The sequence below is a fragment of the Sphingobium lignivorans genome (genome assembly GCF_014203955.1).
Classification (GTDB): domain Bacteria; phylum Pseudomonadota; class Alphaproteobacteria; order Sphingomonadales; family Sphingomonadaceae; genus Sphingobium; species Sphingobium lignivorans.
In genome coordinates this window covers 3,993,625-4,016,374 of sequence record NZ_JACHKA010000001.1, presented here as the reverse complement: position 1 = coordinate 4,016,374, position 22,750 = coordinate 3,993,625, and the positions used below count along the sequence as shown (strand labels likewise).

The 22,750-nt window shown below is 66.1% G+C and carries 23 protein-coding genes; 18 read left to right on the top strand and 5 right to left on the bottom strand.

The genetic code is table 11. The annotated features are described in order from the left end of the window. Nucleotides 1–11 precede the first annotated feature (11 nt). Together HNP60_RS18725 and HNP60_RS18720 are read left to right on the top strand one after the other, a co-directional pair. Nucleotides 12–476 (top strand): RidA family protein, encoded by a 465-nt coding sequence (locus HNP60_RS18725; protein ID WP_014078097.1) that lies wholly within the window; start codon nucleotides 12–14, stop codon nucleotides 474–476. 68 nt (nucleotides 477–544) lie between these two features. Beyond that, on the top strand, nucleotides 545–1,690 hold the full coding sequence (locus HNP60_RS18720) for a GNAT family N-acetyltransferase (RefSeq protein ID WP_184156489.1): 1,146 nt from the start codon (nucleotides 545–547) through the stop codon (nucleotides 1,688–1,690). Between the two features lie 45 nt (nucleotides 1,691–1,735). Here HNP60_RS18720 and HNP60_RS18715 read toward each other — a convergent pair whose 3' ends face one another. Together HNP60_RS18715 and panC are read right to left on the bottom strand one after the other, a co-directional pair. After that, complete coding sequence (locus tag HNP60_RS18715) at nucleotides 1,736–2,035, bottom strand: sel1 repeat family protein (RefSeq protein ID WP_014078095.1); 300 nt, start codon at nucleotides 2,033–2,035, stop codon at nucleotides 1,736–1,738. 121 nt (nucleotides 2,036–2,156) lie between these two features. Beyond that, nucleotides 2,157–2,999 (bottom strand): pantoate--beta-alanine ligase, encoded by an 843-nt coding sequence (gene panC, locus HNP60_RS18710; protein WP_184156487.1) that lies wholly within the window; start codon nucleotides 2,997–2,999, stop codon nucleotides 2,157–2,159. Between the two features lie 109 nt (nucleotides 3,000–3,108). Here panC and HNP60_RS18705 point away from each other — a divergent pair, with 109 nt between their 5' ends. The 6 genes from HNP60_RS18705 (at nucleotide 3,109) to HNP60_RS18680 (ending at nucleotide 9,786) form a co-directional block, all read left to right on the top strand. Continuing rightward, the gene (locus HNP60_RS18705; protein WP_184052129.1) at nucleotides 3,109–3,909 is read left to right on the top strand and encodes a division plane positioning ATPase MipZ; all 801 of its coding nucleotides are present in this window, start codon (nucleotides 3,109–3,111) and stop codon (nucleotides 3,907–3,909) included. A 3-nt stretch (nucleotides 3,910–3,912) separates the two neighbouring features. Beyond that, complete coding sequence (locus tag HNP60_RS18700; RefSeq protein ID WP_184156485.1) at nucleotides 3,913–4,323, top strand: J domain-containing protein; 411 nt, start codon at nucleotides 3,913–3,915, stop codon at nucleotides 4,321–4,323. 67 nt (nucleotides 4,324–4,390) lie between these two features. Then, a complete protein-coding gene (gene pgmG, locus HNP60_RS18695; protein WP_184156483.1) occupies nucleotides 4,391–5,773 on the top strand; it encodes a phosphoglucomutase/phosphomannomutase PgmG in 1,383 nt (460 codons plus the stop codon). 230 nt (nucleotides 5,774–6,003) lie between these two features. Continuing rightward, nucleotides 6,004–6,201, top strand: coding sequence for a hypothetical protein (locus HNP60_RS18690; protein ID WP_014078090.1), 198 nt, complete (start codon nucleotides 6,004–6,006; stop codon nucleotides 6,199–6,201). 31 nt (nucleotides 6,202–6,232) lie between these two features. After that, nucleotides 6,233–8,644, top strand: coding sequence for a ligase-associated DNA damage response DEXH box helicase (locus HNP60_RS18685; protein ID WP_184156481.1), 2,412 nt, complete (start codon nucleotides 6,233–6,235; stop codon nucleotides 8,642–8,644). 71 nt (nucleotides 8,645–8,715) lie between these two features. Further along, a complete protein-coding gene (locus HNP60_RS18680) occupies nucleotides 8,716–9,786 on the top strand; it encodes a retroviral-like aspartic protease family protein (protein ID WP_184156479.1) in 1,071 nt (356 codons plus the stop codon). On the opposite strand, the gene trhO is transcribed toward HNP60_RS18680, so the two are convergent. Next, nucleotides 9,733–10,587 carry an oxygen-dependent tRNA uridine(34) hydroxylase TrhO gene (gene trhO / locus HNP60_RS18675; protein ID WP_184156477.1) on the bottom strand — a complete coding sequence of 285 codons (855 nt, stop codon included), beginning with the start codon at nucleotides 10,585–10,587 and terminating at the stop codon, nucleotides 9,733–9,735. The two genes, HNP60_RS18680 and trhO, sit on opposite strands and share 54 nt — an antisense overlap. A 122-nt stretch (nucleotides 10,588–10,709) precedes the next feature. On the opposite strand from trhO, the gene pdeM reads away from it, so the two are divergent. Both pdeM and HNP60_RS18665 read left to right on the top strand, forming a co-directional pair. Next, nucleotides 10,710–11,381, top strand: coding sequence for a ligase-associated DNA damage response endonuclease PdeM (pdeM, locus tag HNP60_RS18670; protein WP_184156475.1), 672 nt, complete (start codon nucleotides 10,710–10,712; stop codon nucleotides 11,379–11,381). 143 nt (nucleotides 11,382–11,524) lie between these two features. Next, entirely contained in the window at nucleotides 11,525–14,383 is a 2,859-nt protein-coding gene (locus HNP60_RS18665) for a TonB-dependent receptor (RefSeq protein WP_184156473.1), read from the top strand. A gap of 33 nt (nucleotides 14,384–14,416) precedes the next feature. On the opposite strand, the gene HNP60_RS18660 is transcribed toward HNP60_RS18665, so the two are convergent. Further along, nucleotides 14,417–15,109, bottom strand: a complete 693-nt coding sequence (locus HNP60_RS18660; RefSeq protein WP_184156471.1) for a YggS family pyridoxal phosphate-dependent enzyme — start codon at nucleotides 15,107–15,109, stop codon at nucleotides 14,417–14,419. Nucleotides 15,110–15,182: 73 nt separating this feature from the next. Between HNP60_RS18660 and HNP60_RS18655 the strand changes: the two genes are divergently transcribed. Then, a complete protein-coding gene (locus HNP60_RS18655; RefSeq protein WP_260394973.1) occupies nucleotides 15,183–15,719 on the top strand; it encodes a thiamine phosphate synthase in 537 nt (178 codons plus the stop codon). A gap of 57 nt (nucleotides 15,720–15,776) precedes the next feature. On the opposite strand, the gene HNP60_RS18650 is transcribed toward HNP60_RS18655, so the two are convergent. Next, the gene (locus tag HNP60_RS18650) at nucleotides 15,777–16,397 is read right to left on the bottom strand and encodes a hypothetical protein (RefSeq protein WP_184052148.1); all 621 of its coding nucleotides are present in this window, start codon (nucleotides 16,395–16,397) and stop codon (nucleotides 15,777–15,779) included. A gap of 500 nt (nucleotides 16,398–16,897) precedes the next feature. On the opposite strand from HNP60_RS18650, the gene HNP60_RS18645 reads away from it, so the two are divergent. From HNP60_RS18645 to msrB, 7 genes are all read left to right on the top strand, one after another. Then, complete coding sequence (locus tag HNP60_RS18645) at nucleotides 16,898–17,347, top strand: DUF3576 domain-containing protein (RefSeq protein WP_184156465.1); 450 nt, start codon at nucleotides 16,898–16,900, stop codon at nucleotides 17,345–17,347. Between the two features lie 124 nt (nucleotides 17,348–17,471). Further along, on the top strand, nucleotides 17,472–19,997 hold the full coding sequence (gene leuS / locus HNP60_RS18640) for a leucine--tRNA ligase (RefSeq protein ID WP_184156464.1): 2,526 nt from the start codon (nucleotides 17,472–17,474) through the stop codon (nucleotides 19,995–19,997). Then, nucleotides 19,997–20,485, top strand: a complete 489-nt coding sequence (lptE, locus tag HNP60_RS18635; RefSeq protein ID WP_184052152.1) for an LPS assembly lipoprotein LptE — start codon at nucleotides 19,997–19,999, stop codon at nucleotides 20,483–20,485. Before leuS ends, lptE begins: the two co-directional genes overlap by 1 nt. 10 nt (nucleotides 20,486–20,495) lie before the next feature. Further along, complete coding sequence (locus tag HNP60_RS18630; RefSeq protein WP_184156462.1) at nucleotides 20,496–21,479, top strand: DNA polymerase III subunit delta; 984 nt, start codon at nucleotides 20,496–20,498, stop codon at nucleotides 21,477–21,479. A 61-nt stretch (nucleotides 21,480–21,540) separates the two neighbouring features. Beyond that, entirely contained in the window at nucleotides 21,541–21,990 is a 450-nt protein-coding gene (locus HNP60_RS18625; RefSeq protein ID WP_184156460.1) for a group III truncated hemoglobin, read from the top strand. Then, the gene (locus HNP60_RS18620; protein WP_184156458.1) at nucleotides 21,987–22,265 is read left to right on the top strand and encodes a TehB family protein; all 279 of its coding nucleotides are present in this window, start codon (nucleotides 21,987–21,989) and stop codon (nucleotides 22,263–22,265) included. Before HNP60_RS18625 ends, HNP60_RS18620 begins: the two co-directional genes overlap by 4 nt. Nucleotides 22,266–22,326: 61 nt before the next feature. Further along, nucleotides 22,327–22,725 carry a peptide-methionine (R)-S-oxide reductase MsrB gene (gene msrB / locus HNP60_RS18615; protein WP_184052160.1) on the top strand — a complete coding sequence of 133 codons (399 nt, stop codon included), beginning with the start codon at nucleotides 22,327–22,329 and terminating at the stop codon, nucleotides 22,723–22,725. Nucleotides 22,726–22,750: the final 25 nt, after the last annotated feature.

The following is a 22,750-nucleotide window of genomic DNA, read 5'->3' as shown; positions in this document are numbered from 1 at the left end:
AGGCTCAGCTCATGAGCAGCATCGAAACCCGCCTCGCCGCAGAAGGCATCGTCCTTCCGCAGCCCGCCGCCCCGGTCGCCGCCTATGTGCCGACGGTACAGGTGGGCAATCTGCTTCATATCAGCGGGCAATTGCCCTTTGCGGCCGATGGCGCGCTCATGACCGGCAAGCTTGGTGCCGAGCGCGATCTGGCGTGGGGTCAGCAGGCCGCCGAACGGTGCGCGCTCATGCTGGTGGCGCAGATGAAAGCGGCGCTGGGCGATCTCGACCGCGTGGAGCGGATCGTCAAGCTCGGCGCCTTCGTGGCAAGCACCGCCGATTTTACCGATCAACCCAAGGTCGCCAATGGCTGCTCCGAAATGATGGTGCGGATTTTCGGCGAGGCAGGGCGGCATGCGCGCAGCGCGGTCAGCGTGCCCGTGCTGCCGCTCGACGCCTCGGTCGAGATCGATGCCGTCGTCGCCATCCGGACCTGATGCCAGGCGGCGCCTCTTTCCTATCCCCTTATCCGGCGGCTGAGCCGCTTGATGGTCGCCTTTCCTGAATGACGGACGGCGCGACGATCCACCTGCATGATTCGGTCGCTGCGATCGATGGCAGCGCGTGGGATGCGTGTGCGGGAGACGACAACCCGTTCGTCTCCCATGACTTTCTGGCCATTCTCGAGGAATCGGGCAGCGTCGGCCCGGGCACCGGCTGGTCGCCGGCGCCGCTGGGCGTCTATGATGAGGCGGGCGGACTGATCGCGGCCGCGCCGGCCTATCTCAAGAGTCACAGCCAGGGCGAATATGTGTTCGATCACGGTTGGGCGGACGCATGGGAGCGTGCGGGCGGACATTATTATCCCAAGCTGCAGATCGCCTCGCCTTTCTCCCCCGTGCCCGGTCCTCGCCTGCTGCTCCGTGACGGGGAGGGGGGCGCGGCGCTGATCGCCGGGATCGAGGCCGTGATCGACCAGAACGGCCTTTCCTCGGCCCATGCGACATTCATCACCGAAGACCAGCGGGCGCTGTTCCGCTCGGCTGGCTGGCTCATCCGGCAAGGGACACAGTTCCACTGGACCAATGATGGCTATGGCAGTTTCGAGGATTTCCTCGCCGTCCTCTCCAGCCGGCATCGCAAGGACATGCGCAAGGAGCGTGCGAAGGCGCAGGCCGGGCTTGAGATCGTCCACCTGACAGGCAGCGACCTGCAGGAGCGACACTGGGACGATTTCTGGCGTTTCTACCAGGATACCGGAAGCCGGAAATGGGGACATCCCTATCTGACCCGGCGCTTCTTCTCGCTGCTGGGCGAGCGGATGGCGCAGAAAGTGCTCCTGATGTTCGCGCTGCGCGATGGCGTGCCGATCGCGGGCGCGCTCAACCTCATCGGCTCGGACACGCTCTATGGTCGCTATTGGGGCTGCACGCAGGACGTGCCGTTCCTGCATTTCGAGCTCTGTTACTATCAGGCGATCGATGCCGCCATCGCGCGCGGCCTCAGTCGCGTGGAGGCCGGGGCGCAGGGCGAGCACAAGCTTTCGCGCGGCTACCGGCCCGTCGCGACATGGTCGGCGCATTATATACCGGACCCCGGCTTTCGCAGGGCCGTGGCGGATTATGTGGAGCGCGAAGCCATGATGCTGAACGGCGACATGCCCCTACTCGAAGAGCGCACGCCGTTCCGCAGGAGCGAGCCCGAGCGCTGAACCTTGTTTGAGCGTCGGGCTGCGTGCCGTGCGCCGCAGATCAGCTCATGCAGCGCAGCGGGGCGCCGTCTGCATCAGCCAGGCGCGGGCCTGGCGCTGGGCCTCGGCGATTTCGCGCGCGGTCATTTCATCGGCGATCTCCGCGCGGCACGCCTGCCCTTCCTCGCTGCCGGCAAGGGCTGCGAGATTGAACCATTTATGTGCCTCGACGAGATTGACGTCGACGCCGCCGGTACCGCAACTGAAGGCAACGCCCAGGTCGAAACGGGCCTGCGCATCACCATAGGCCGCTTCCCGCATGCGACTGTCGATCAGAAAACGGGCACTCTCCATGCTGCTCGCCATGATAATCCCCAGCTTCACTTCGCTATGGGGATGAAACAATCATGGGCGGCTTGAGAAATGGTTAACGCCGCGGTGAGGCGTGCGCCGTGCTCGCGGTCTCTTCGCCGATGATCCGGGCGTTTCAGAGGTTAATGGCGATATTGTCGATCAGCCGCGTCCCGCCGATTCTCGCGGCGGCGAGGAGACGGGCGGGCCGAGACAGCCGGGTGACAGGTTCGAGTGTCTCTGCATCGCAAAGAGTAAAGTAATCGACCGAGTCGAAGCCGGAATCGAGGAGGAACTGCGTCGCCCAGGCGAGAATCGCCGGCACGTCCTCTCCGGTCTGGATCGCCTCGCCGGCGACGACCAGGGTCTCGGGCAAGGCGATGGCGCGGGCGCGCTCTTCCGGGCCGAGATAGGCATTGCGGGAGGAGAGGGCGAGCCCGTCCACATCGCGCTGCGTCGGCACGCCCACGATCCTGACGCCCAGATCGAGATCGCGGACCATGCGGCGGATGATGGCGAGCTGCTGATAATCCTTTTCGCCAAAGCAGGCGACGTCCGGTCGCACCTGGCCCAGGAGTTTCGCGACCACGGTGGCCACACCGTCGAAATGGCCGGGGCGCCAGTGCCCATCCAGTCCTTCCGAAAGGCCGGCGACATGAATGCTGCTGGCGAAGTCCTGCGGATACATGACGTCCACGTCTGGCGCCCAGAGAGCAGCCACGCCGGCCGCTTCCAGCATGGCCGCGTCTGTCTCCTCGCGGCGCGGATAGGCGGCAAGGTCCTCATTGGGCCCGAACTGGGTGGGATTGACGAAAATCGACACCACCACATGCGCCGCTCGCGCCTGCGCCTCGGCCACAAGCGCCATGTGCCCATCATGAAGCGCGCCCATGGTCGGCACCATGGCGATGCCGCCGCCGCTCGCACGCAAGGCAGCCACGCCGTTGCGGAGCGAGGGAATGTCACGGAAGATTTGCACGCCGCTCGAGGCTCCGATAAGGCCGGTCACAAGGTCGGTCGCTGGCTTCGCCTGTCCGGCCCGGGCGGTCAAGGGGCCGCGACCATCACGAAGAGTTTCGACGGGATCCATGACCAGCGCAGCGCCGCACCTCATCGTCTTTGCCAATGAAAAGGGCGGGACCGGAAAATCCACCACGTGCGTTCACGCCGCCGTCGCACTGGCGGCGCAGGGCATTTCCGTCGCGGTCATCGATCTCGATCACCGGCAGCGTACCTCGGCACGCTATCTGGAGAATCGCGCGGAAACGGCCCAGCGCCGCGCCGCCGAACTGCCCTCGCCTTCCTGGTACGTCTATGACGGAGACAGCACCGCGGGGCTGAACGAGATGATCGCCAGCGCGGCCACGAACGCCCGCGTCGTGGTGATCGACACGCCCGGCCGTGACGATCCGCTCGCCCGCTACGCGGCGACGGCGGCGAACACGCTGGTGACGCCGATGAATGACAGCTTCGTCGATTTCGACCTCATCGGGCAGGTGGATCCGGAGAATTTCAAGGTGAAGCGCCTCAGCTTCTATTCCGAGCTGATGTGGGAAACGCGCAAGACACGCGCCAAGGCCGATGGCTCCTCGATCGACTGGGTCGTCCTGCGCAATCGCCTGCACCATATGGAAGCCCGCAACCAGAAGCGCGTGGGCGACGCCCTGACCGAACTCGCGCGGCGCGTGGGGTTCCGCGTGATCCCGGGCCTGTCCGAACGCGTGATCTTCCGCGAGCTTTTTCCCTCGGGCCTGACGCTGCTCGATCGCGGTCATCTGGGCGAACTGGGCGTCAGCCATGTGGCGGCGCGGCAGGAATTGCGGGAAATGATCGCGGGGCTGGCGCTGCCCATGCTGAACAGCGGGCACCCGGCCCAAACCGCCGCCTGAACGATGCTGCTGCTGCTCGCCGCGCTTGCCGGGCTCGGCCTCTGGCTGTGGCTGGGCAAAAGGCGCAAGCAGATCCCCGCGGCCTGGCTCGGCATTGCGGGCACGCTCATCGGCGCCGTGCTGGTCGCGAAGGGCATGCCCGTGGTCGGCGCGCTGGTGACCACCGGTGCGGGGCTGTGGCTGCGCTACGGAGGCATGCTGATGGGCCGGGCATCCCCGGCTCCCATGCCGACGAACCGGGCCGATCTCAGCCGGGCGGAAGCAGCCGAACTCCTCGGCGTGACGCCCGATGCCGATCGCGATGCCATCATTGCCGCGCATCGCCGGCTGATCGCGCGCAACCATCCCGATGCCGGTGGTTCCGCCGGACTTGCCGCCCGTCTCAACGCGGCGCGCGACCTTTTACTCAAATAGCCATGATACTAAAATAAGACCGGTCGCAACCGAACCCGATCCATCCTTCAGAGACGCAGGAGACTTCATGCCGCATCAGTTCCACCCGACCACGCTGCGCGAATATGATATCCGTGGAATCATAGGGGAAACGCTGGGCGAGGGGGACGCATACGCCATCGGTCGCGGGTTCGGGACGCGCGTGGCACGGGCTGGCGGCAGCCGGGTGGCCGTCGGGTATGACGGCCGCTTGTCCTCGCCCGCTCTGGAAGAAGCACTGGTGCGTGGCCTCAACGAAAGCGGCATCCATGTGCTGCGCATCGGGCTCGGGCCCACGCCCATGCTCTATTATGCGGAAGCCGTGCTGGACGTCGACGGCGGCATCCAGATCACGGGCAGCCACAATCCCGCCAACTATAATGGCTTCAAGATGGTCCTGCACCATGGGCCCTTCTTCGGACCGGACATCCAGTCGCTTGGGACGATGGCCGCCAGCGGCGATTGGGTGGACGGCTCGGCCGGGAGCGAGACCGTCGAGATCGCGGACCGCTATGCCGCGCGGCTGGTGGAAGGTTTCGAGGGCAAGGCCTTTCGGATCGGGTGGGATGCCGGTAATGGCGCGGCGGGCCCGATTGTCGAAAAGCTCGTCCGCCTGTTGCCCGGCGAACATTACACGCTCTTCACCGAGGTGGACGGCACGTTCCCCAACCACCATCCGGACCCCACCGAGGAAAAGAACCTCACCGATCTGCGCGCCCTGGTGGCGGAGAAGGGGCTTGATTTCGGCGTCGCCTTCGATGGAGACGGAGACCGGATCGGCGCGATCGATGGCGAGGGCCGCATCATCTGGGGCGACCAGCTGCTGGCGATCTTCGCCGAGCCGGTGCTGCGGGCGGTGCCGGGCGCAACGATCATTGCCGACGTCAAGGCCAGCCAGGCGCTGTTTGATCGGGTCGCGCAGCTTGGCGGCACACCGCTCATGTGGAAGACCGGGCACAGCCTCATCAAATCGAAGATGCGCGAGACCGGGAGCCCTCTCGCCGGCGAAATGAGCGGCCACATCTTCTTCAAGCACGAATATTACGGATTTGACGATGCGCTTTACGCAGCCGTCCGCCTGATTCGCGCGGCAAGCGATCTGGGCAAGTCCGTGACGGAGCTGCGCGGCGAGATGCCGCCCATGGTCAATACGCCGGAGTTGCGCTTCCAGGTGGATGAAAGCCGCAAGTTCGCCGTGATCGAGGAGGTGCTTGCCCGGCTGCGCGAATCGGGCGCGCAGGTCGACGCCACGGATGGGGCCCGCGTCAACACGCCGGACGGCTGGTGGCTGCTGCGCGCGTCCAACACGCAGGATGTTCTTGTGGCCCGGGCCGAGGCTCGGGACGAGGCGGGGCTGGACAGGCTGATGGCCCAGATCGACGAACAACTGGCGCTTTCTGGCCTGCAAAGGGGCGCTCAGGCGGGACACTGAACTCTAGCAGATGTCTTGATAATGATCGCAATTGCAGTTTCTGCACTCGATGCGCGTCATTTCGCAATTGCATCAAATTAGTATGTAACGCATACGGATCGGGCCTTTCAGGCATCCTCTCCTAAAACTTCCAAGGCCGTCCTTCGGGGCGGCCTTTTTTTTCGTCGGCGCTACGTGCAACCCCCTGGCGATCCCTGCGTTTTTCCCATGGACCACGACAGGAGATTCCCATGGACTCGTTCTGGCTGCTCATCACGGTAGCCGGCCCCATCCTACTTGCGCTCACGCTGGCCTACGCGATCTGGCGCAACCGGAGGGAAACCGGACCGGGCGACGTCGCCCACAGCGATCGGGCGGCCAAGCGCCTGCGCGATCAACTCGATCAGGAAGACAAGCGACGGGATCATCGAACCACGACGGAGGCTTGAGCCCGCCTGAAACGATGTCCACCTTATAAGGATGGACATCGCGCTTCCCGCACCCATTACCGACTGGTTCGCGGCGCGCGGCTGGGCGCCGCGCGCTCACCAGCTTGCCATGCTCGAAGCTGCGGCCTTGGGACGTCACGCGCTGCTGGTCGCGCCGACCGGTGCGGGCAAGACACTCGCAGGGTTCTTGCCCAGCCTCGCCGACCTGGTTTCCCGGCCCCGGGACGGATTGCACAGCCTCTACATCTCGCCGCTCAAGGCGCTGGCAGTCGACGTGCAGCGAAATCTGCTCACGCCCATCGAGGAGATGGGGCTGCCGATCCGCGTGGAAACCCGCACCGGCGACACACCGTCCGAACGCAAGGCGCGCCAGCGGGTGCGCCCGCCGCAGATGCTGCTGACGACGCCCGAGTCGCTGTCCCTGCTGCTGTCCTACCCCGATTCGGCCATTTTGTTCGCGGACCTCGAAACCGTCATCATCGACGAGATCCATGCCTTCGCGGCGGACAAGCGCGGTGACCTGCTCAGTCTCTCGTTGAGCCGACTGCAGGCCATGCGACCTGAACTCCGGCGCGTGGGCCTGTCGGCAACGGTTGCGGAGCCCGACGCCTATCGTCGCTGGCTCGCGCCGGCAGGAGAGGCGGATCGCGTGGCGCTGGTCGAGAGCGAGCCCGGGGCGCCGCCCGATCTCTCCATACTCGTTCCCGAGGACCGGGTCCCCTGGTCCGGCCACAGCGGCAAATATGCTGCCCGTCAGGTGATCGACATCATCGCGGCGCATCGCATGACGCTTGTCTTCTGCAATACGCGCGGGCTGGCCGAACTCATCTTCCAGGAACTGTGGGCGGGAAACGACGCCAATCTGCCCATCGGCATCCATCATGGCAGCCTCTCCCGCGAAGCGCGGCGCAAGGTCGAGGCGGCGATGGCGGCAGGCAAGCTGCGTGGCCTCGTTGCCACGGCCAGCCTCGATCTCGGCATCGACTGGGGGGACATAGACTGCGTGATCCAGATGGGCGCGCCCAAGGGCTCCTCGCGACTGCTTCAGCGGATCGGCCGCGCCAACCATCGCATGGACGAGCCCAGCAAGGCCATCATCATTCCGGGCAACCGATTCGAATATCTTGAAGCGCAGGCGGCATGGGACGCGGTGATGGCGGGCGAGCGCGACGCCGAGCGCTTCCGCCCCGGCGCGCGCGATGTGCTGGCGCAACATATCATGGCGCTGGCCTGCGCGGGCCCCATAGAGCCAGATGCCTTGCTCGCCGAAATCACGAGCGCCACGCCTTATGCCGACATGACGCGCGCGCAACTCGATGACATGCTGCGTTTCGTTTCCACCGGCGGCTATGCCCTGCGCGCTTATGACCGTTTCCAGCGGCTGGTGCATGAGCGCGACGGGCGCTGGCGGCTGGCCCATCCTCGCTTTGCGCAGATGCACCGCCTCAATGCGGGCATCATCGTCGATCAGCCTGCCGTGGCCATTCGCTTCGCCAATGGGCGCAAGCTGGGCACGGTGGAGGAGATGTTCGCCGCGACGCTGGCGCCGGGCGACAGTTTCTTCTTCTCGGGCATGTCGCTCGAAGTCGTCCGGCAGACCGAAGCGGAGCTGCTCGTTCGGGCGTCCGCGAAGTCCGCGCGCATTCCGAGCTGGGGCGGCACGCGCATGGCGATGTCCACTCATCTCGCGGGGCGGGTCCGCCAGTTCCTCGCCGATCCCGCGCAATGGCATCGTTTCCCGCAGGATGTGCACGAATGGCTGGCGATGCAGGCGATACGCTCGGTCCTGCCCCGGCCGGACCAGCTGCTGGTCGAGACCTTCCCGCATGAGGGGCTGCATCACATGGTGGTGTACAGCTTCGAGGGCTGGAACGCGCACCAGTCGCTCGGCATGTTGCTCACGCGCCGGATGGAAGAGCGTGGGCTGAAGCCCGTCGGTTTCGTTTCCAACGATTATGCGCTTGCGGTCTACGCGCTGGAGCCGGTCAAGGACCCCACGCCTCTTTTCTCGGCGGATATCCTCGACCATGAGTTCGTCGAATGGGTGGAGGACAGCAGCCTGCTGAAAAGGGCCTTCCGCGACGTGGCGGTCATATCCGGATTGATCGAGCGCCAGCAGCCCGGTGCGCGGAAGACGGGTCGGCAAGTCAGCTTCTCGACCGACCTCATCTATGATGTGCTGCGCCGCTATGAGCCCGATCACCTGCTGCTGAGGGCCGCCTGGGCCGATGCCCGCGCCCGGATGACGGATGTGGGGCGATTGGGCGAACTGATCGACCGTGCCGCCGGGACACTGCTGCATGTGCCCCTTGACCGGGTGAGCCCGCTCGCCGTGCCCGTGCTGGTGATGATCGGCCGCGAGCAGGTGGCTGGGCGCGCCACGGACGAAGCCCTGCTGATCGAGGCCGAAGCCCTTGCGCGGATCGCCATGACGCCCGACTGAGCAGGGTGCACGGGACGCTTTGGCCTGCGTCCGCGACATGATAATCTGCCGCTCCAAGGAGAGGCCGAGTCATGTCGTTCGCACGCAGGCTCATCATGAGAGGATTGGTGGCGCTGGCGTTCGGCACGCCGTTCATAGCGCCGGGGGCCATGGCACAAAAATCCACGGCTGCCCCGGCCCCCTCGCCCGACCCGGTTCCCGGCGATTTCGTCGTGGGGGCAGGGAAGGACGGGCAGGCATTCGATCCCTCACTGTTCGAGCTGACCGAGCGGCTGCTCCTGCTGGGCAAGGACCGGTCCAACCGGATGACCATGCCGGTCGAGATCGGCGGCAGCTCCTATGATTTCCTCATCGACACCGGCTCCCAGCGCACCATCGTCGCGACGGAACTCGCGCAGCGTCTTGCCTTGCCGTCTCTGCCTCCGGTCGAGATCGTCAGCATGGCCGGGCGGGTCACCGTCGCCTCCGTGGCGCTGGAAGGCCTCAGGCTGGGCGAACATGCCATCGAGGACCTCAAGGCGCTCAGTATCGCCCATGCCGATCTCGGCGGGGCCGGGCTGATCGGGCTCGACACGCTGAAGGACAAGCGCCTCACGCTCGACTTCAGGAAACGGCGGATGGACATCGGGGAAAGCCGGCGACGGCCGCCCACCAGCGACCCGGATACCATCGTGGTGCAGGCACGCAGCCGTTTCGGCCAGCTCATTCTCGTGGACTCCCGCGTGGAGGGACGCCGCGTGAGCGTGATCCTCGATACCGGGGCCGAAATGAGCGTGGGCAACATGGCCCTGTTCCGCAGCCTCAAGCTCAAGAAGCTCGTGGTGCCCCCGCAGCCCACCATGCTCACCAGCGTCACCGGGGCCGAGGTGCCGGCGCTGTTCACGGTCGTGCGGCGCATCACGATCGGATCTGTGACGCTGGACAATGTGCCCATGGTGTTCCTCGACGCCGCGCCTTTCGAGGAGCTCGATCTTGCGGACAAGCCCGCCATGCTGCTCGGCATGCGCATGCTGCGCCTCTTCGACCGGATCGCGATCGATTTCGGCAGCCGGCGCGTCGATTTCCACCTCGACACCGGCTTTCGCAAGTCAGATGCCGCCCGGCTCGCCAGCGCCGCCGCACCGGCCGCAGTCCTGCCCTGAGCCGACGAGATAGGGCTGGCCGCAGTCCGGGCACAGGGCCGCGGCCCCGGTCCGCTCGCCATGCGCGATGGAGACGCGCTCGTCGAACAGGAAGCATTCACCTCGCCAGAGGCTCTCTTCTTCCTCGATTTCGGCGAGATAGGCGAGAATGCCGCCTTCCAGATGATAGACCTCATCGAACCCGCGGGCCCGCGCGTAAGCGGTCGATTTCTCGCAGCGAATGCCGCCTGTGCAATACATGGCAATGCGCGGCCTGCGCCCCCGGGCCTCCGCTTCCTGCCGCCATTCATCCGCCTGCGCGTCGAACCATTCCGGGAAATCCCCGAAGCCCTGCGTCCCGGGATCGATGGCCCCGGCAAAATGGCCCAATGCCACCTCATAGTCATTGCGCGCATCGATGAGGATCGTGTCGGGATCGGCAATCAGCGCGTTCCATTGCGCCGGGGGCACATGGATGCCCGCGCCATGCGCCGCGTCGATCCCTTCGCATCCCATCGTCACGATCTCCGGCTTCACCTTGACCTTCCAGCGCGCGAACGGGAGCCTCTCCGCCTGATGGACACGCGGCGCGAGATCGGCGCATCCCGGGAGCGCCCGCAAGCGATCGAGCAGGCCGTCCACGGCGTCCGACGCCCCGGCGATCGTGCCGTTCACGCCTTCTTCAGCCAGAATGACAGAGCCGACCAGCCCGTCGCGGCTGCCCTGCGCCCGCAGGTCTTCGGCAAGCGCCTGGACCTCGGCAAGCGGCGCGAAACGATAGAAAGCGGCGACGCGCACCGGCGCTGGCTGACAGTCGGACATGGCGCCGCTCTAGGCGCAGAGCGGGCTTATGGGAATGCCGCATCGTCCGGGGCCGGGCAGGGTTCCGCTTTTGTTCGAAAGAGCGATTGAAAGCGCGCCGACATCGCGCCATTAGCATCACCATGGGCGCGCAATCCCTTTTCTCTTTCGGCGGTCAGACCTGGCGGGCTTTGCCCGAGGGGGCCTTGGTGTGGCAGGAACGATCGGCCCTGATCCTCGCCGACCTGCATTTCGAGAAGGCAAGCGCTTATGCCTGCCGGGGCAGCATGTTGCCGCCCTATGACAGCGTTGCGACGCTGGACGCTCTTGAAGGGCTGATGGCGCGCATCCGCCCGCGCGAGGTGTGGTGCCTTGGTGACAGCTTCCATGACATGGGCGCCTGCGACCGCATGGACGAGGGCACGCGCCGCCGCATCACCGGACTCACCGCCAGCTGTCGCTGGATCTGGATCACCGGCAACCACGATCCGAGACCGACGCCGGACATGGGCGGCGAAACCCTGCATGAAACCCGAGTCGCGGACATCATCCTGCGCCACGAAGCCCGGCCGAACGAAGCCGGGGCTGAAATATCCGGTCATTTTCATCCCAAGTGGCGCCTCAATCTTCGAGGGCGGCTTGTCTCGCGGCGCTGCTTCGTGCTGAGCGCACGCAAGCTCATCATGCCGGCGTTCGGTGCTTATGCCGGCGGCCTTGACGTAGCGGCGCCGGCAATCCGCGCACTGGTGGGACAGGGGAGCGAAGCGCTCGTCCCGATCTCCGACCGGCTGCTCAGATTCTCCGTTCCCGCCTGACTAAACCCACGCCAGTGTCGCAAATCGGCAACAGGGACGAATCAACGGAAAAGGGGGAATTCCAGCGCGATCGGGCATGGCGTATGATTCTCGCCAGAAGCGGCAGACGCCGCCCGAAAAAAGAACGCAGGAGAGTATCAGCCATGCAACGGCCCGCCTTCTTTGTGTCCGCCAGTCTGGCGGCAATGCTCTGCGCGCTCGCCGCGCCAGCTCTGGCCCAGGATGGGAGTGCCGGCACCCTTCCCCAGGATGCGGCCGACGATCCCGATAGCGCAGGCGACATCATCGTCACCGCGACCCGACGCGCCAGTCCCCTCGCCGAAGTGCCGATCGCGGTCTCCGCCGTGACGGCCCAGTCGTTGCAGAACAGCGGCGCCAACGATATCCGCCAGCTCAACCAGCTCGCGCCTTCGCTGCTGGTGTCTTCGACCGGCTCGGAAGCCAATGGCGCCGCGCGCATCCGCGGCGTGGGCACGGTGGGCGACAATCCGGGCCTTGAAAGCTCGGTGGCGGTGTTCATCGACGGCGTCTATCGCTCGCGCACCGGTGCCGGCCTCACCGATCTGGGCGAGATCGAGCGGATCGAGGTGCTGCGCGGGCCACAGGGCACATTGTTCGGGCGCAACGCCTCGGCTGGTCTGCTCAACATCGTCAGCAAGTCACCGAGCTTCACTTTCGGCGCCAGCGGCGAACTGAGCTATGGCAATTACGAGTTCTGGCGCGCGGCCGGGCGAGTCACCGGCCCGATCAGCGAGACGATCGCCGCCAGCCTCGATGGCGTCTATTCACGCCGCGACGGCTTCCTCAAGATCGTCGATGCGACCGGCAACGAGACGGGCGATACCAATGACCGCAACCGCTATTTCCTGCGCGGTCAGCTGCTCTTCGAGCCGACGAGCGATCTCTCCATCCGTCTTATCGGTGACTATACCAATCGCGACGAGAGCTGCTGCGGCGCGGTGTTCATCGATACGGGCGAGGAAGTCGGCACCAGCCCGACCAACTACACGCAGAACGCCACCAACCGGATCGTGACGATCCTCGGCGCGTTGGGCACCCGTTTTCCGAACGGCGCCACGCCTTACGCGCAGGATCCCTATGAGCGGAAGATCAGCATCACGCCCGGTCGCGACTATGTGAGCGATCTCAAGGACTGGGGCGTCTCCGCGGAGATCAATTATGATCTGGGCAGCGCGAAGCTGACCAGCATCACGGCCTATCGCGACTACAAGTCGGCAGACTATGGCGATTATGATTATTCGACTGCCGATCTGCTCTATCGCGACCCCGGCACGTTCCGCCAGTTCAGGACCTTCACGCAGGAACTGCGCCTGCAGGGCTCGGCCTTCGGCGAGGCGCTCGACTGGCTCGTCGGCGGTTATTACGCCAACGAGAAGCTGACGCTGCGCGACAATATCCGCTTCGGCGCAGATTATGGCCGCTTCGCGGCGTGCCGGCTGATGGCGGGCGCCGGCAACACGAGCAATCTGGCTCCGACCCAGCTTGCACTCTGCGGCGCTCCGATCGACGGCAATCCGGCAACGCCCGACGTGGGCAATCTGATCGCCGGCACCCAGGCCAATCTCAACGCCGGACTGACGCAGGCCTTCGTGAATGCCGGTCTGCCGCTGGCCAACGCGCAGGCGCAGGCGGCGGCCATCTCGGGCGGTCTGGGGCAGGGTCTGACGGCGCTCGCCACGATCCCGACCGGTGCGGGTGACACCGATACGCGTTACTATCAGAAGAGCGAGAACTGGGCGCTGTTCACGCATAACATCGTCCACCTGACTGATCGGCTCGATCTGACGCTGGGCCTGCGCTACACCAACGAGCGCAAGCGCTTCTCCGCCGATCTCAACAACAACAACGCGACGTGCGCGGCGCTGCAGGCCTCCGCTCTGCCCGGCGTTGCGACCAACGCGCAGCTCGGCAGCGCGGCACAGCTCGCGGGCGGCATCCTGACTCTCGCGTGCCTGGGCAATGCGAGCACCAGCCTGAACGGCCTCGACTTGCAGGACAGTTTTAACGACGACGAATTCACGGGAACCGCCGTCCTCTCCTACAAGGTCGGCGGCGGCGTGATGGTCTATGGCGGCTATTCGCGCGGCTACAAGGCGGGCGGCTATAATCTCGATCGCTTCGAACTCGGCAATCGGGGCGTCGCTCCAGCGATCTCGCCGATCACCTATTTCTCGCCGCGCACCAATGCCGATGCCTCCTCGCTGCTGTTCGGCGCCGAGACGGTGGACGCGTTCGAGATCGGCCTGAAGATCAACAAGCGCAGCTGGGGCTTCAATGCCGCCCTGTTCCGTCAGGAGTTCAGCAACTTCCAGCTCAACACCTTCAACGGCACCAGCTTCGTCGTGCAGAACATCAATGGCTGCAAGAGCGCGAAGGCGGCGAATGGCACGTGCGAGGATACCAAGCCCGGCCTCATCAGCGAGGGCGTGGAGCTGGAGGCCTATGTCGCGCCCACGCGCTATCTGCGCGGCACGGCCGGCGTTACCTATGCGAAGGCGCAATTCGCCGATCAGCTCGTCGGCAATGCCAGCGGCTCCACCCCGCTCGATCCGGCGCTGTTCCTGCTCGAAGGGCAGGACAACAGCAACGCGCCGCGCTGGGTGACCACCGCCAGCCTCGCCTGGACGCCGCCCATCGGCGGTGGCTATTCGGGCCTTCTCTATGTGGATACCCGCATGACCGGCGATCACAACACCGGCTCGGACCTCTATCCCGAGAAGCGGCAGGATGGCTATATCGTCACCAATGCCCGGATCGGCATCCGAGGCCCGGACGAACGCTGGGCGATCGAGTTCTGGGGACAGAACATCTTCGACAGCGACTATACGCAGGTGGCCTTCAACAGCCCGCTGCAAAGCTCCAGCCCAAACAACCAGTCGACCGGGCAGCTCGGCCGCTTCGGGACGATGTCGAACCAGCTCTTCTCGGCCTATCTGGCCGAGCCGCGCACTTACGGCATCACGCTGCGCGGCAAGTTCTGAAAATGCCGGCTCCCTCTCCCGGCGGGGAGGGAGTCAGGCGATCGGCGGGCGGGTCCCGAACAAGGCCGTCCCGATGCGGACATGCGTCGCGCCGAGCATGATCGCCGTCTCGTAATCGCCGGACATGCCCATGGAGCGGCCCGGCAGGCCATGATCGCGGGCGAGCTTGTCCAGCAGGGCGAAATAGGGTGCCGGCTCGACATCGAGCGGCGGCACCGCCATGAGCCCGATCACCGGCAGACCCGCCGCGCGCGCCTGTGCCAGCAGGGCGGGCAGGTCCGCGATGGCGCAGCCGCCTTTCTGCGGCTCCTCCCCGATATTCACCTGGATGAAGCATTCCGGCCGGCGGTCGAGTTTCTCCATGGCCTTCGCCAGCGCCTCGACCAGCGAGGGACGGTCCACCGAGTGAATGGCGTCGAACAGCGCGACGGCATCCTCCGCCTTGTTGGACTGGAGCTGCCCGATCAGATGCAACGCGATGTCCGGCGTTTCCGCGCGGAGGGCAGGCCATTTCGCCTGCGCTTCCTGGACCCGGTTCTCACCGAACAGCCGCTGCCCGGCCGCGATGAGGGGGCGGATGGCATCGGCGTCATGCGTCTTGCTGACGGCAATCAGCTGCACCGATCCCGCGGCCCTGCCGGCAATCCGCTCGGCCCGCAGGATTGCTTCCCTGACATCCGCCAATCGCCCGGCGGCGGCCGTCATCTCGTCGCTATGCCCGTTCATCGGCGCCGCTATAAGAGGCCCCATGCGCCAAGGCCACGGCAAATCGCGCGGGGATGTCCCTGCCATCTGGCTCATGACGGATGAGCGCCTGAGCGAAGCCCAGCTGCTGCGGGCCGTGGCGCGGCTGCCGCGCGGATCGGCTGTCGTGCTGCGACACCATGCGACAGCGCAGACGGCGCGCCTCGCGCTGTTCGACCGCCTGCGCACCCTGACGCTGCGGCGGGGATGCCGTCTGCTGGTCGCGGGCGAGCCGGCGGTGGCGCGCGCTCTCGGCGCGGACGGGTATCATGGACGGGTGAAGCCTTCGCGATTTTCCACCGGTCGCGAGCGGCCATGGCTGCACAGCGCACCGGTCCATGACCAGCGCGAATTGCGCGCGGCCGTTCGTGCCGGTGCCGATGCCGTCCTGATCTCGCCTCTCTTCGCCACGCGATCCCACCCGGGCGCCAGGCCGCTCGGCGCCGTCCGGTTCGCCGCGCTTGCTCGCCGCTCGCCGGTTCCGGTCATCGCGCTGGGCGGGGTTCGTCCGCATCATGCCGCGCTGGTCCGCCATCTGGGCGCGCATGGCTTTGCCGCCATCGATGGCTTGTCGGGCTATCGGCGGCGGTGAGAAGACGGCTTCGCGCGCACAAATGCAGCGCGCCGGACCGATTTCAGACGGTCGAGGTCAGAACTTGAAGGTGGTGCCGACGTAGACGGCCTGGCTGTCCTGCGTCTGATCCGTCACCATGGGCGCGAGACGATTGTTCGGGCCCCTGTAGCGGACGCCGGCCTGCAGGTTCAGGTTACGGGTCAGGCGATAGCTGCTCGACACGTCAACCGCATAGCTCTGCTCCGTGCTGAGCGTCTGCGGCGCCTCCTCGACCGGGGAAATGGCGGTAGCCTCCCGATTCTCGATCTGCACATTGGCCGAGAAGCGATCCTTCTTCGGACGCAGCGTATAGCTGGGCACGGGCTCCTTGAGCTTCTTCTCGAGGATCGGATCCGGAATCGCGGGATCGAGGCCCGGCGCGGCCATGAACTGGCTGAGTCCCTTGGAGACGCCAAGCCGGTACGCCACCGGCGCCACACCCAGATTCGGCAGGACGCGACCGGACGTGCCATCGGAGGCAGAAGGCGTTGCCCCCGGCGCCCTGACGAGAATGGTAAGCGAGCGCCCGTTGACCGAACCGCTGCTCGGCGTGAAGCGAAAACCCCGGCTCTGCGATTCGCGCGCGGCCCGCGCATAGGCCTTCGCCAGCTTGTCGTCCGTCGTCACCGGTGTGAAGGAACCGATGCTGCCGAGCATCTTGAGCGATACGGGGGAAATTTCCGACCCCGGAGACATCGCCTGGACGACCGCAGCCAGTGCAGGAGAGAGCGCAAGCGAACCGGCGGTCAAAAGACCCCCAAAAATCGCGATACGGCTCCGACTCAAACGCACGTTTCACTCCCAGCCCGACTCCGGGCATTACGAAGTCGTGATATAGCATCAAGGGTCTTAAGGAACTAGCGCGGCACGTAAATTGCCCCGAAGCGTGACCATTTATCCACAGTCGCCGCCTTGTCCGCGAAAGCCGCATCCCCTCGGCCGCTCTCTTTCACATCGTCGCGGGCCAGATCAAGCATGAATCGATCCGGCCTGAAGCCCCCGGCGCCCTTCACCGGTGGCGCGCCGGGCCATGCCGAAGGGCATATCCAGCCCCGTCCGGCGGCGGAATCCGCCACTTGCCCCCCGGACGGCGTACACTATAGAGGCTGATCGACAGGGAGCCCGGCCAAGGCCGGACATCACAGGAACGGAACGACATGGTTCGGTGCGAACGAAAGAGACTGACGAGCGGGCTGGTACTGGCACTCTCCTGCTGTGCCCTTGCGGCCTGCGGCGGTGGCCGGGAGCGGCCGCGTGCCGATCTCGCGGCGTCGCGCGTCACCAGTATCGGCGTCAATGGCTATCTCTGGCGCGCGAGCCTCGACACGCTTGCCTTCATGCCGCTGCTCCAGACCGATTCCGATGGCGGCGTGATCCTCACCGACTGGTACATCAATCCGGCGGCCGCCAATGAGCGGATGAAACTGACGGTGACGATCCTCGATCAGGATCTGCGCGCCGATGCGCTGCGCGTCGCGGCGAGCCGGCAGACGCTGCAGAACGGCGAATGGATCGACGCACCGGTTCAGGCGGCAACGACGCAGAAGCTCGAGGAGATCATCCTCACCAAGGCGCGTGACTTGCGCCGCCGCGCGATCGGCGGCTGAGCCGGGCTGCGGCCGGGCGGCATGCGGCCGCCCGTACCGGACAGGCCGAACAGGCGGAATTCATGAAGGGAGCCCGGCCCCACCCGCAGGGGAATCCGAACAGCTCCGTTAAACGAGGCATGATGTGAGCGAGAGACGCTTCAATCCCGCCGTAGCGGACGCCCGCTGGCAGGCCGTGTGGGACGAACGAGAGAGCTTCCGGGCCGGCGCCCGCCCCGGTGCGCCGAAAAGCTATGTGCTCGAGATGTTTCCCTATCCTTCGGGGCGCATCCATATCGGGCACGTCCGCAATTATTCCATGGGCGACGTGCTGGCGCGCTTCCGGCGCATGCGCGGCCATGACGTGCTGCATCCGATGGGCTGGGACGCATTCGGCATGCCTGCCGAGAATGCGGCGATGGAGAAGGGCGTCCACCCCGGCGCCTGGACGCGCTCCAATATCCAGGCGATGAAGGCGCAGCTCAAGCGCCTCGGCTTCGCGCTCGACTGGAGCCGCGAACTGGCGACGTGCGAGCCCGATTATTACGGGCAGGAGCAGGCCCTGTTCCTGGACCTTTACGAAGCCGGCCTCGTCTACCGCAAGGAAAGCGCGGTGAACTGGGATCCGGTCGACATGACCGTGCTCGCCAACGAGCAGGTGATCGACGGGCGGGGTTGGCGCTCGGGCGCGCTGGTCGAGAAGCGCAAGCTCAGCCAGTGGTTCCTCAAGATCACCGATTTCGCCGACGATCTGCTTGCCGGGCTGGGCGATCTCGACAAATGGCCGGACAAGGTGCGGCTGATGCAGGAGAACTGGATCGGCAAGAGCGTCGGCCTGCAATTCAGCTTCGCGCTGGAAACGCCGGTCGAGGGGATCGAGCGGCTGGAGGTCTTCTCCACCCGGCCGGACACCATCTTCGGCGCCAGCTTCGCCGCCATCGCCGCCGATCATCCGATCGCCTTGGCGCTGGCGCAGCAGGATGCCGATCTCGCGGCCTTCGCCGAGGAGTGCCGCCGCACCGGCACCGCCGCCGCCGAGGTCGAGACGCAGGAGAAGAAGGGCTATGACACCGGCCTGTCGGTGGTCCATCCCTTCGATCCGGACTGGAAGCTGCCGCTCTTCGTCGCCAATTTCGTGTTGATGGATTATGGCACCGGCGCCGTGATGGGCGTGCCGGCGCATGACCAGCGCGATCTCGATTTCGCGCGCAAATATATGCTGCCGGTCGAGCGCGTCGTCGCGCCTGCGGGCGAGGAGTCCGCACCGATCCACGACGAGGCCTATACCGGGCCGGGCAAGCTCGTGAATTCGCGTTTCCTCGACGGCATGGCGGTCGAAGCTGCCAAAACCGAGGTGATTGCCCGCGCCGAAGCCGGCGGATGGGGCAAGGGCACCACGGTCTGGCGGTTGCGCGACTGGGGCGTCTCGCGCCAGCGTTACTGGGGCACGCCGATCCCGTTCATCCACTGCGCCGGCTGCGGCGTGGTGCCGGTGCCGAAAGACCAGCTTCCCGTGGTCCTCCCCGAGGACGTCAGTTTCGACACGCCCGGCAATCCGCTCGACCGGCACCCGACCTGGAAGCATGTCGACTGCCCCAGATGCGGCAAGGCCGCCGTTCGCGAGACGGACACGCTCGATACCTTCGTCGATTCGAGCTGGTATTTCATCCGTTTCGCCAGCCAGCCTTCGGACAAGCCTTTCGACCGGGAAGAGGCCGAGAGCTGGCTGCCGGTGGGGCAGTATATCGGCGGCATCGAGCATGCGATCCTTCACCTGCTCTATGCGCGCTTCTGGACCCGGGCGCTCAACCACATCCAGAAGATCGGCATCACGGAGCCGTTCGAAAGCCTGTTCACGCAGGGCATGGTCACGCACGAGACCTATCAGGCCCCGGATGGCCGCTGGCTTTCCCCGGAGGAGGTCGTGCGGCGGGAAGGCGCCTATTTCGTGGACGGGACGGGGGAAGCGGTCACGCTTGGCCGCGTGGTCAAGATGTCCAAGTCCAAGAAGAATGTCGTGGACCCGGACGAGATCATCCAGCGTTACGGCGCGGACGCGGTGCGCTGGTTCATGCTGTCGGACAGCCCTCCCGAGCGCGATCTGCCATGGACCGAGGCCGGCATCGATGGTGCCTGGCGCTTCGTCAACCGGCTGTGGCGCATCTTCGGGAAAGTCACCGAGACAGGTAACGGCGCGATCGACAAGGCGCTCGATCGCAAGCTGCACCAGACGATCGACGGCGTGGCCCGGGACGTCGAAGCGCTGGCCTTCAACAAGGCCGTCGCCAAGATCTACGAACTGGCCAACGCGATCGAGAAGGCTGATCCGTCCGCGAGCCGTGCGGATGCCATCCGCACGCTGGCGCTGCTCGTCGCGCCCATGACGCCGCATCTGGCGGAAGAAGCCTGGGCCGAAATGGGCGGCGAGGGTCTGATTGCCGATGCCATGTGGCCGGTCGTCGATCCGGCCTTGCTGGTCGAGGACGAAGTGACCATTGCCGTGCAGGTGCAAGGCAAGCTGCGCGATACGCTGACCGTCGCCAAGGGTACGGACAAGGCCACGCTGGAAGCGCTGGCGCTGGCCGCGCCCAATGTCGTCCGCACCCTGGATGGGGCGGCGCCGAAGAAAGTGATTGTCGTGCCCGACCGCCTGGTCAATGTGGTCATCTGATGCGCAGGACAGCCCCAGCCTTGCTTCTTCTGCTCGCGAGTCTCGCGGGCTGCGGCCTCCAGCCAATGTATGCGGGCGGCCGCAGCGGCGAAGCGGCGCGCGCGCTTGCGGGGGTGCGGGTGGAAGCCATTGAAGGCAAGAGCGGCTGGCTGATGCGCAACGCGCTGAACGATCGGCTGGCGGCCATGGGTGACGGCGAGGCGCGCTATCTGCTCAAGGTCCAGCTCGACGACCGGATCGAGGGGCTGGGTGTGCGCGCCAATGACGTGGTGACGCGCGAGCGGCGCACTCTGCGGGCCCGCTACCAGCTGGTCGACACCAGCAGCGGCGAGACGGTGCTGGATGACACGACCGGGTGGGACGCGGGCATCGACGTCACTTCGAGCGAATATGCGACAGTCGCCGCGGAGGACAGTGCGCTCGAACGGCTGACAGAGATCGTTGCGGATCGGGTGCTGGCGCGGGTGGCGCTGGACGCGCGGCCATGACCGGCGCGGCATGAGCCTGCGCGCCGACAATGCAGCGGCGCTCAAGGCGCTCGACAATCCCGCCGCGGACATCCGGCTCTATCTGCTTTTCGGTCCCGATGAAGCGGGCAGCGAGGCACTGGCCGCCCGCTTTGCCAGGGCCATGGGACCCGGCGCGGAACGCGTCGATCTGGACGGTGCGGCCTTGCGCAGTGATCCCGCTCGCCTCCCGGACGAAGCCGCCGCCATTTCCATGTTCGGGGATCGTCGCTGGATCCGCGTCCAGCCCGCCGGTGAGGAAGTCCTGCCGGCCGTGCAGACGCTGCTGGAGGCGGATGCCACTGGCGACCCGGTCGTGATGATTGCCGGCAACCTGCGCAAGACCAGCAAGCTGCTCGGTTTCTGCGATGCGCACAGGGCCGCCGTGACGATCGTCAGCTATGCGCCGGAAGGCCGCAATGCCGAGCAGCTCGCCGTCACCATGGCGCGCGAGGCCGGTCTGGAACTGCCCGGCGATCTCGCGCGACGGCTGGTTGCTCTCTCCGGCGGGGAACGGGGTCTGCTGGCCGGCGAGATCGAGAAGCTGGTCCTCTATCTCGATGCTACGCCGGAAACGCCCAGGGCGGCCACCGACGAAGCGCTGGACGCGCTTGGCGCCGAGGGCGGCGAGCAGCAGCTGTTCAAGGCGGCGATGACCGTGCTCTCCGGCAACATAAGGGGCACGGAGCAGGAGATGGCGCGGCTGCGCCAGAGCGGCGGATCGCTCGCCGGCCTCCTGCGCATCACGCTGCAGAGAGCCGTCGGGCTGGCGCAGACGCAGGCGGGCCAGGGCCAGCGCTACGGTGGGCGGGGAGACGACGATCTCGCGCAGCGCTGGTCGGCTGACGATCTGGGGCGCGCCATCCGGCGCATGGCGCAGGCCGAGCGGACGAGCCGCCTCTCGCACGGCATCGGGGAGACAGTGCTGGCGCAGGAACTGGTCAACGTCGCGAGGCTGGCGGCCCGCCGTCGCTGAGCAGGCATATCCGTAGATCGCCGGATGGCAGGCGCCCGATCCCGTCCCTAGATGCCATGTTATGACCCAGGAAATTCATGACGGCCTGCTCGAGCTGGACGAGGAGGGACTGAGCCGCCTTGTGGCCGCCTTCTATGAACGGGTGCGTGCCGATGCGGCGTTGGGGCCCATCTTCGACGATGCGATCGACGACTGGCCGGCGCATCTGGAAAAGCTGGCCGCCTTCTGGTCCTCGGTGATGCTGACGAGCGGCCGTTACAAGGGCCGGCCGGTCCCGGCCCACATGAAGCATCGCGCGCGGATCACACCCGCCTTGTTCGAGCGATGGCTCAACCTCTGGGCGCAGGTGAGCAATCAATTGATGACGCCCGCGGCAGCCCTCGCCCTGCAGGACCGGGCGCAGCGCATCGCGCAGAGCCTGCAGCTGGCGATGTTCTTCGGGCCCGATGACCTCGCCGCCGTCGATCGACAGCGTGCGGCCAGATCCCTGACCGACGCCGGCCGGCCATGATTGCCCCCCGGCCGTATCGCTCGACGCCGGTCTTCGATGAGGAGACGCTGCCCGCCGCGCTGCGCGCCAGCCACAGCACCAAGGCCGGCACCTGGGGGCTGATCCGCGTGATCGAAGGCGAGCTGAGGCTGACTTTCCCCGAAACCGGCCGCATATTGCTGCTCGCACCCGGAAAGCCCGGGCAAGTGAACCCCGGCGAAATCCACTTCGTGACGCCCCTTGGTCCCATGAAGATGCAGGTGGATTTCCACAGTCTGCCGCCGCTGTCCGCCTGAGCGTGCCTTCGGGCGGCGCGGCGCCATTGACGCTCGCCGGCATCCTCCCGATATCACCGCCATGGACAAGATGAATCTCAGCGACGCCGAATGGCGCGAACGGCTCACACCCGAGCAATATCACGTCCTGCGCGAGCACGGGACGGAACGGGCCTTCGCCGGCAAATATGATGGGCTGAAGGATGCCGGCATCTATCATTGCGCCGGCTGCGGCCTGCCGCTGTTCGACAGTGGCCATAAATATGACAGCGGCTCCGGTTGGCCCAGCTTCACCGCACCGATGGCACAAGATGCCGTCACCGCCTATGAGGACAGCAGCCACGGCATGCGCCGCGTGGAAGTCCGCTGCGGGCGCTGCGACGGCCATCTCGGCCATGTCTTTCCCGATGGGCCGGGACCGGCCGGGCTGCGCTTCTGCATGAACAGTGTCGCTCTCGATTTCGAGCCGAAGGACGATTGAGGAAAGCGGCTGGAAATCCCATTCA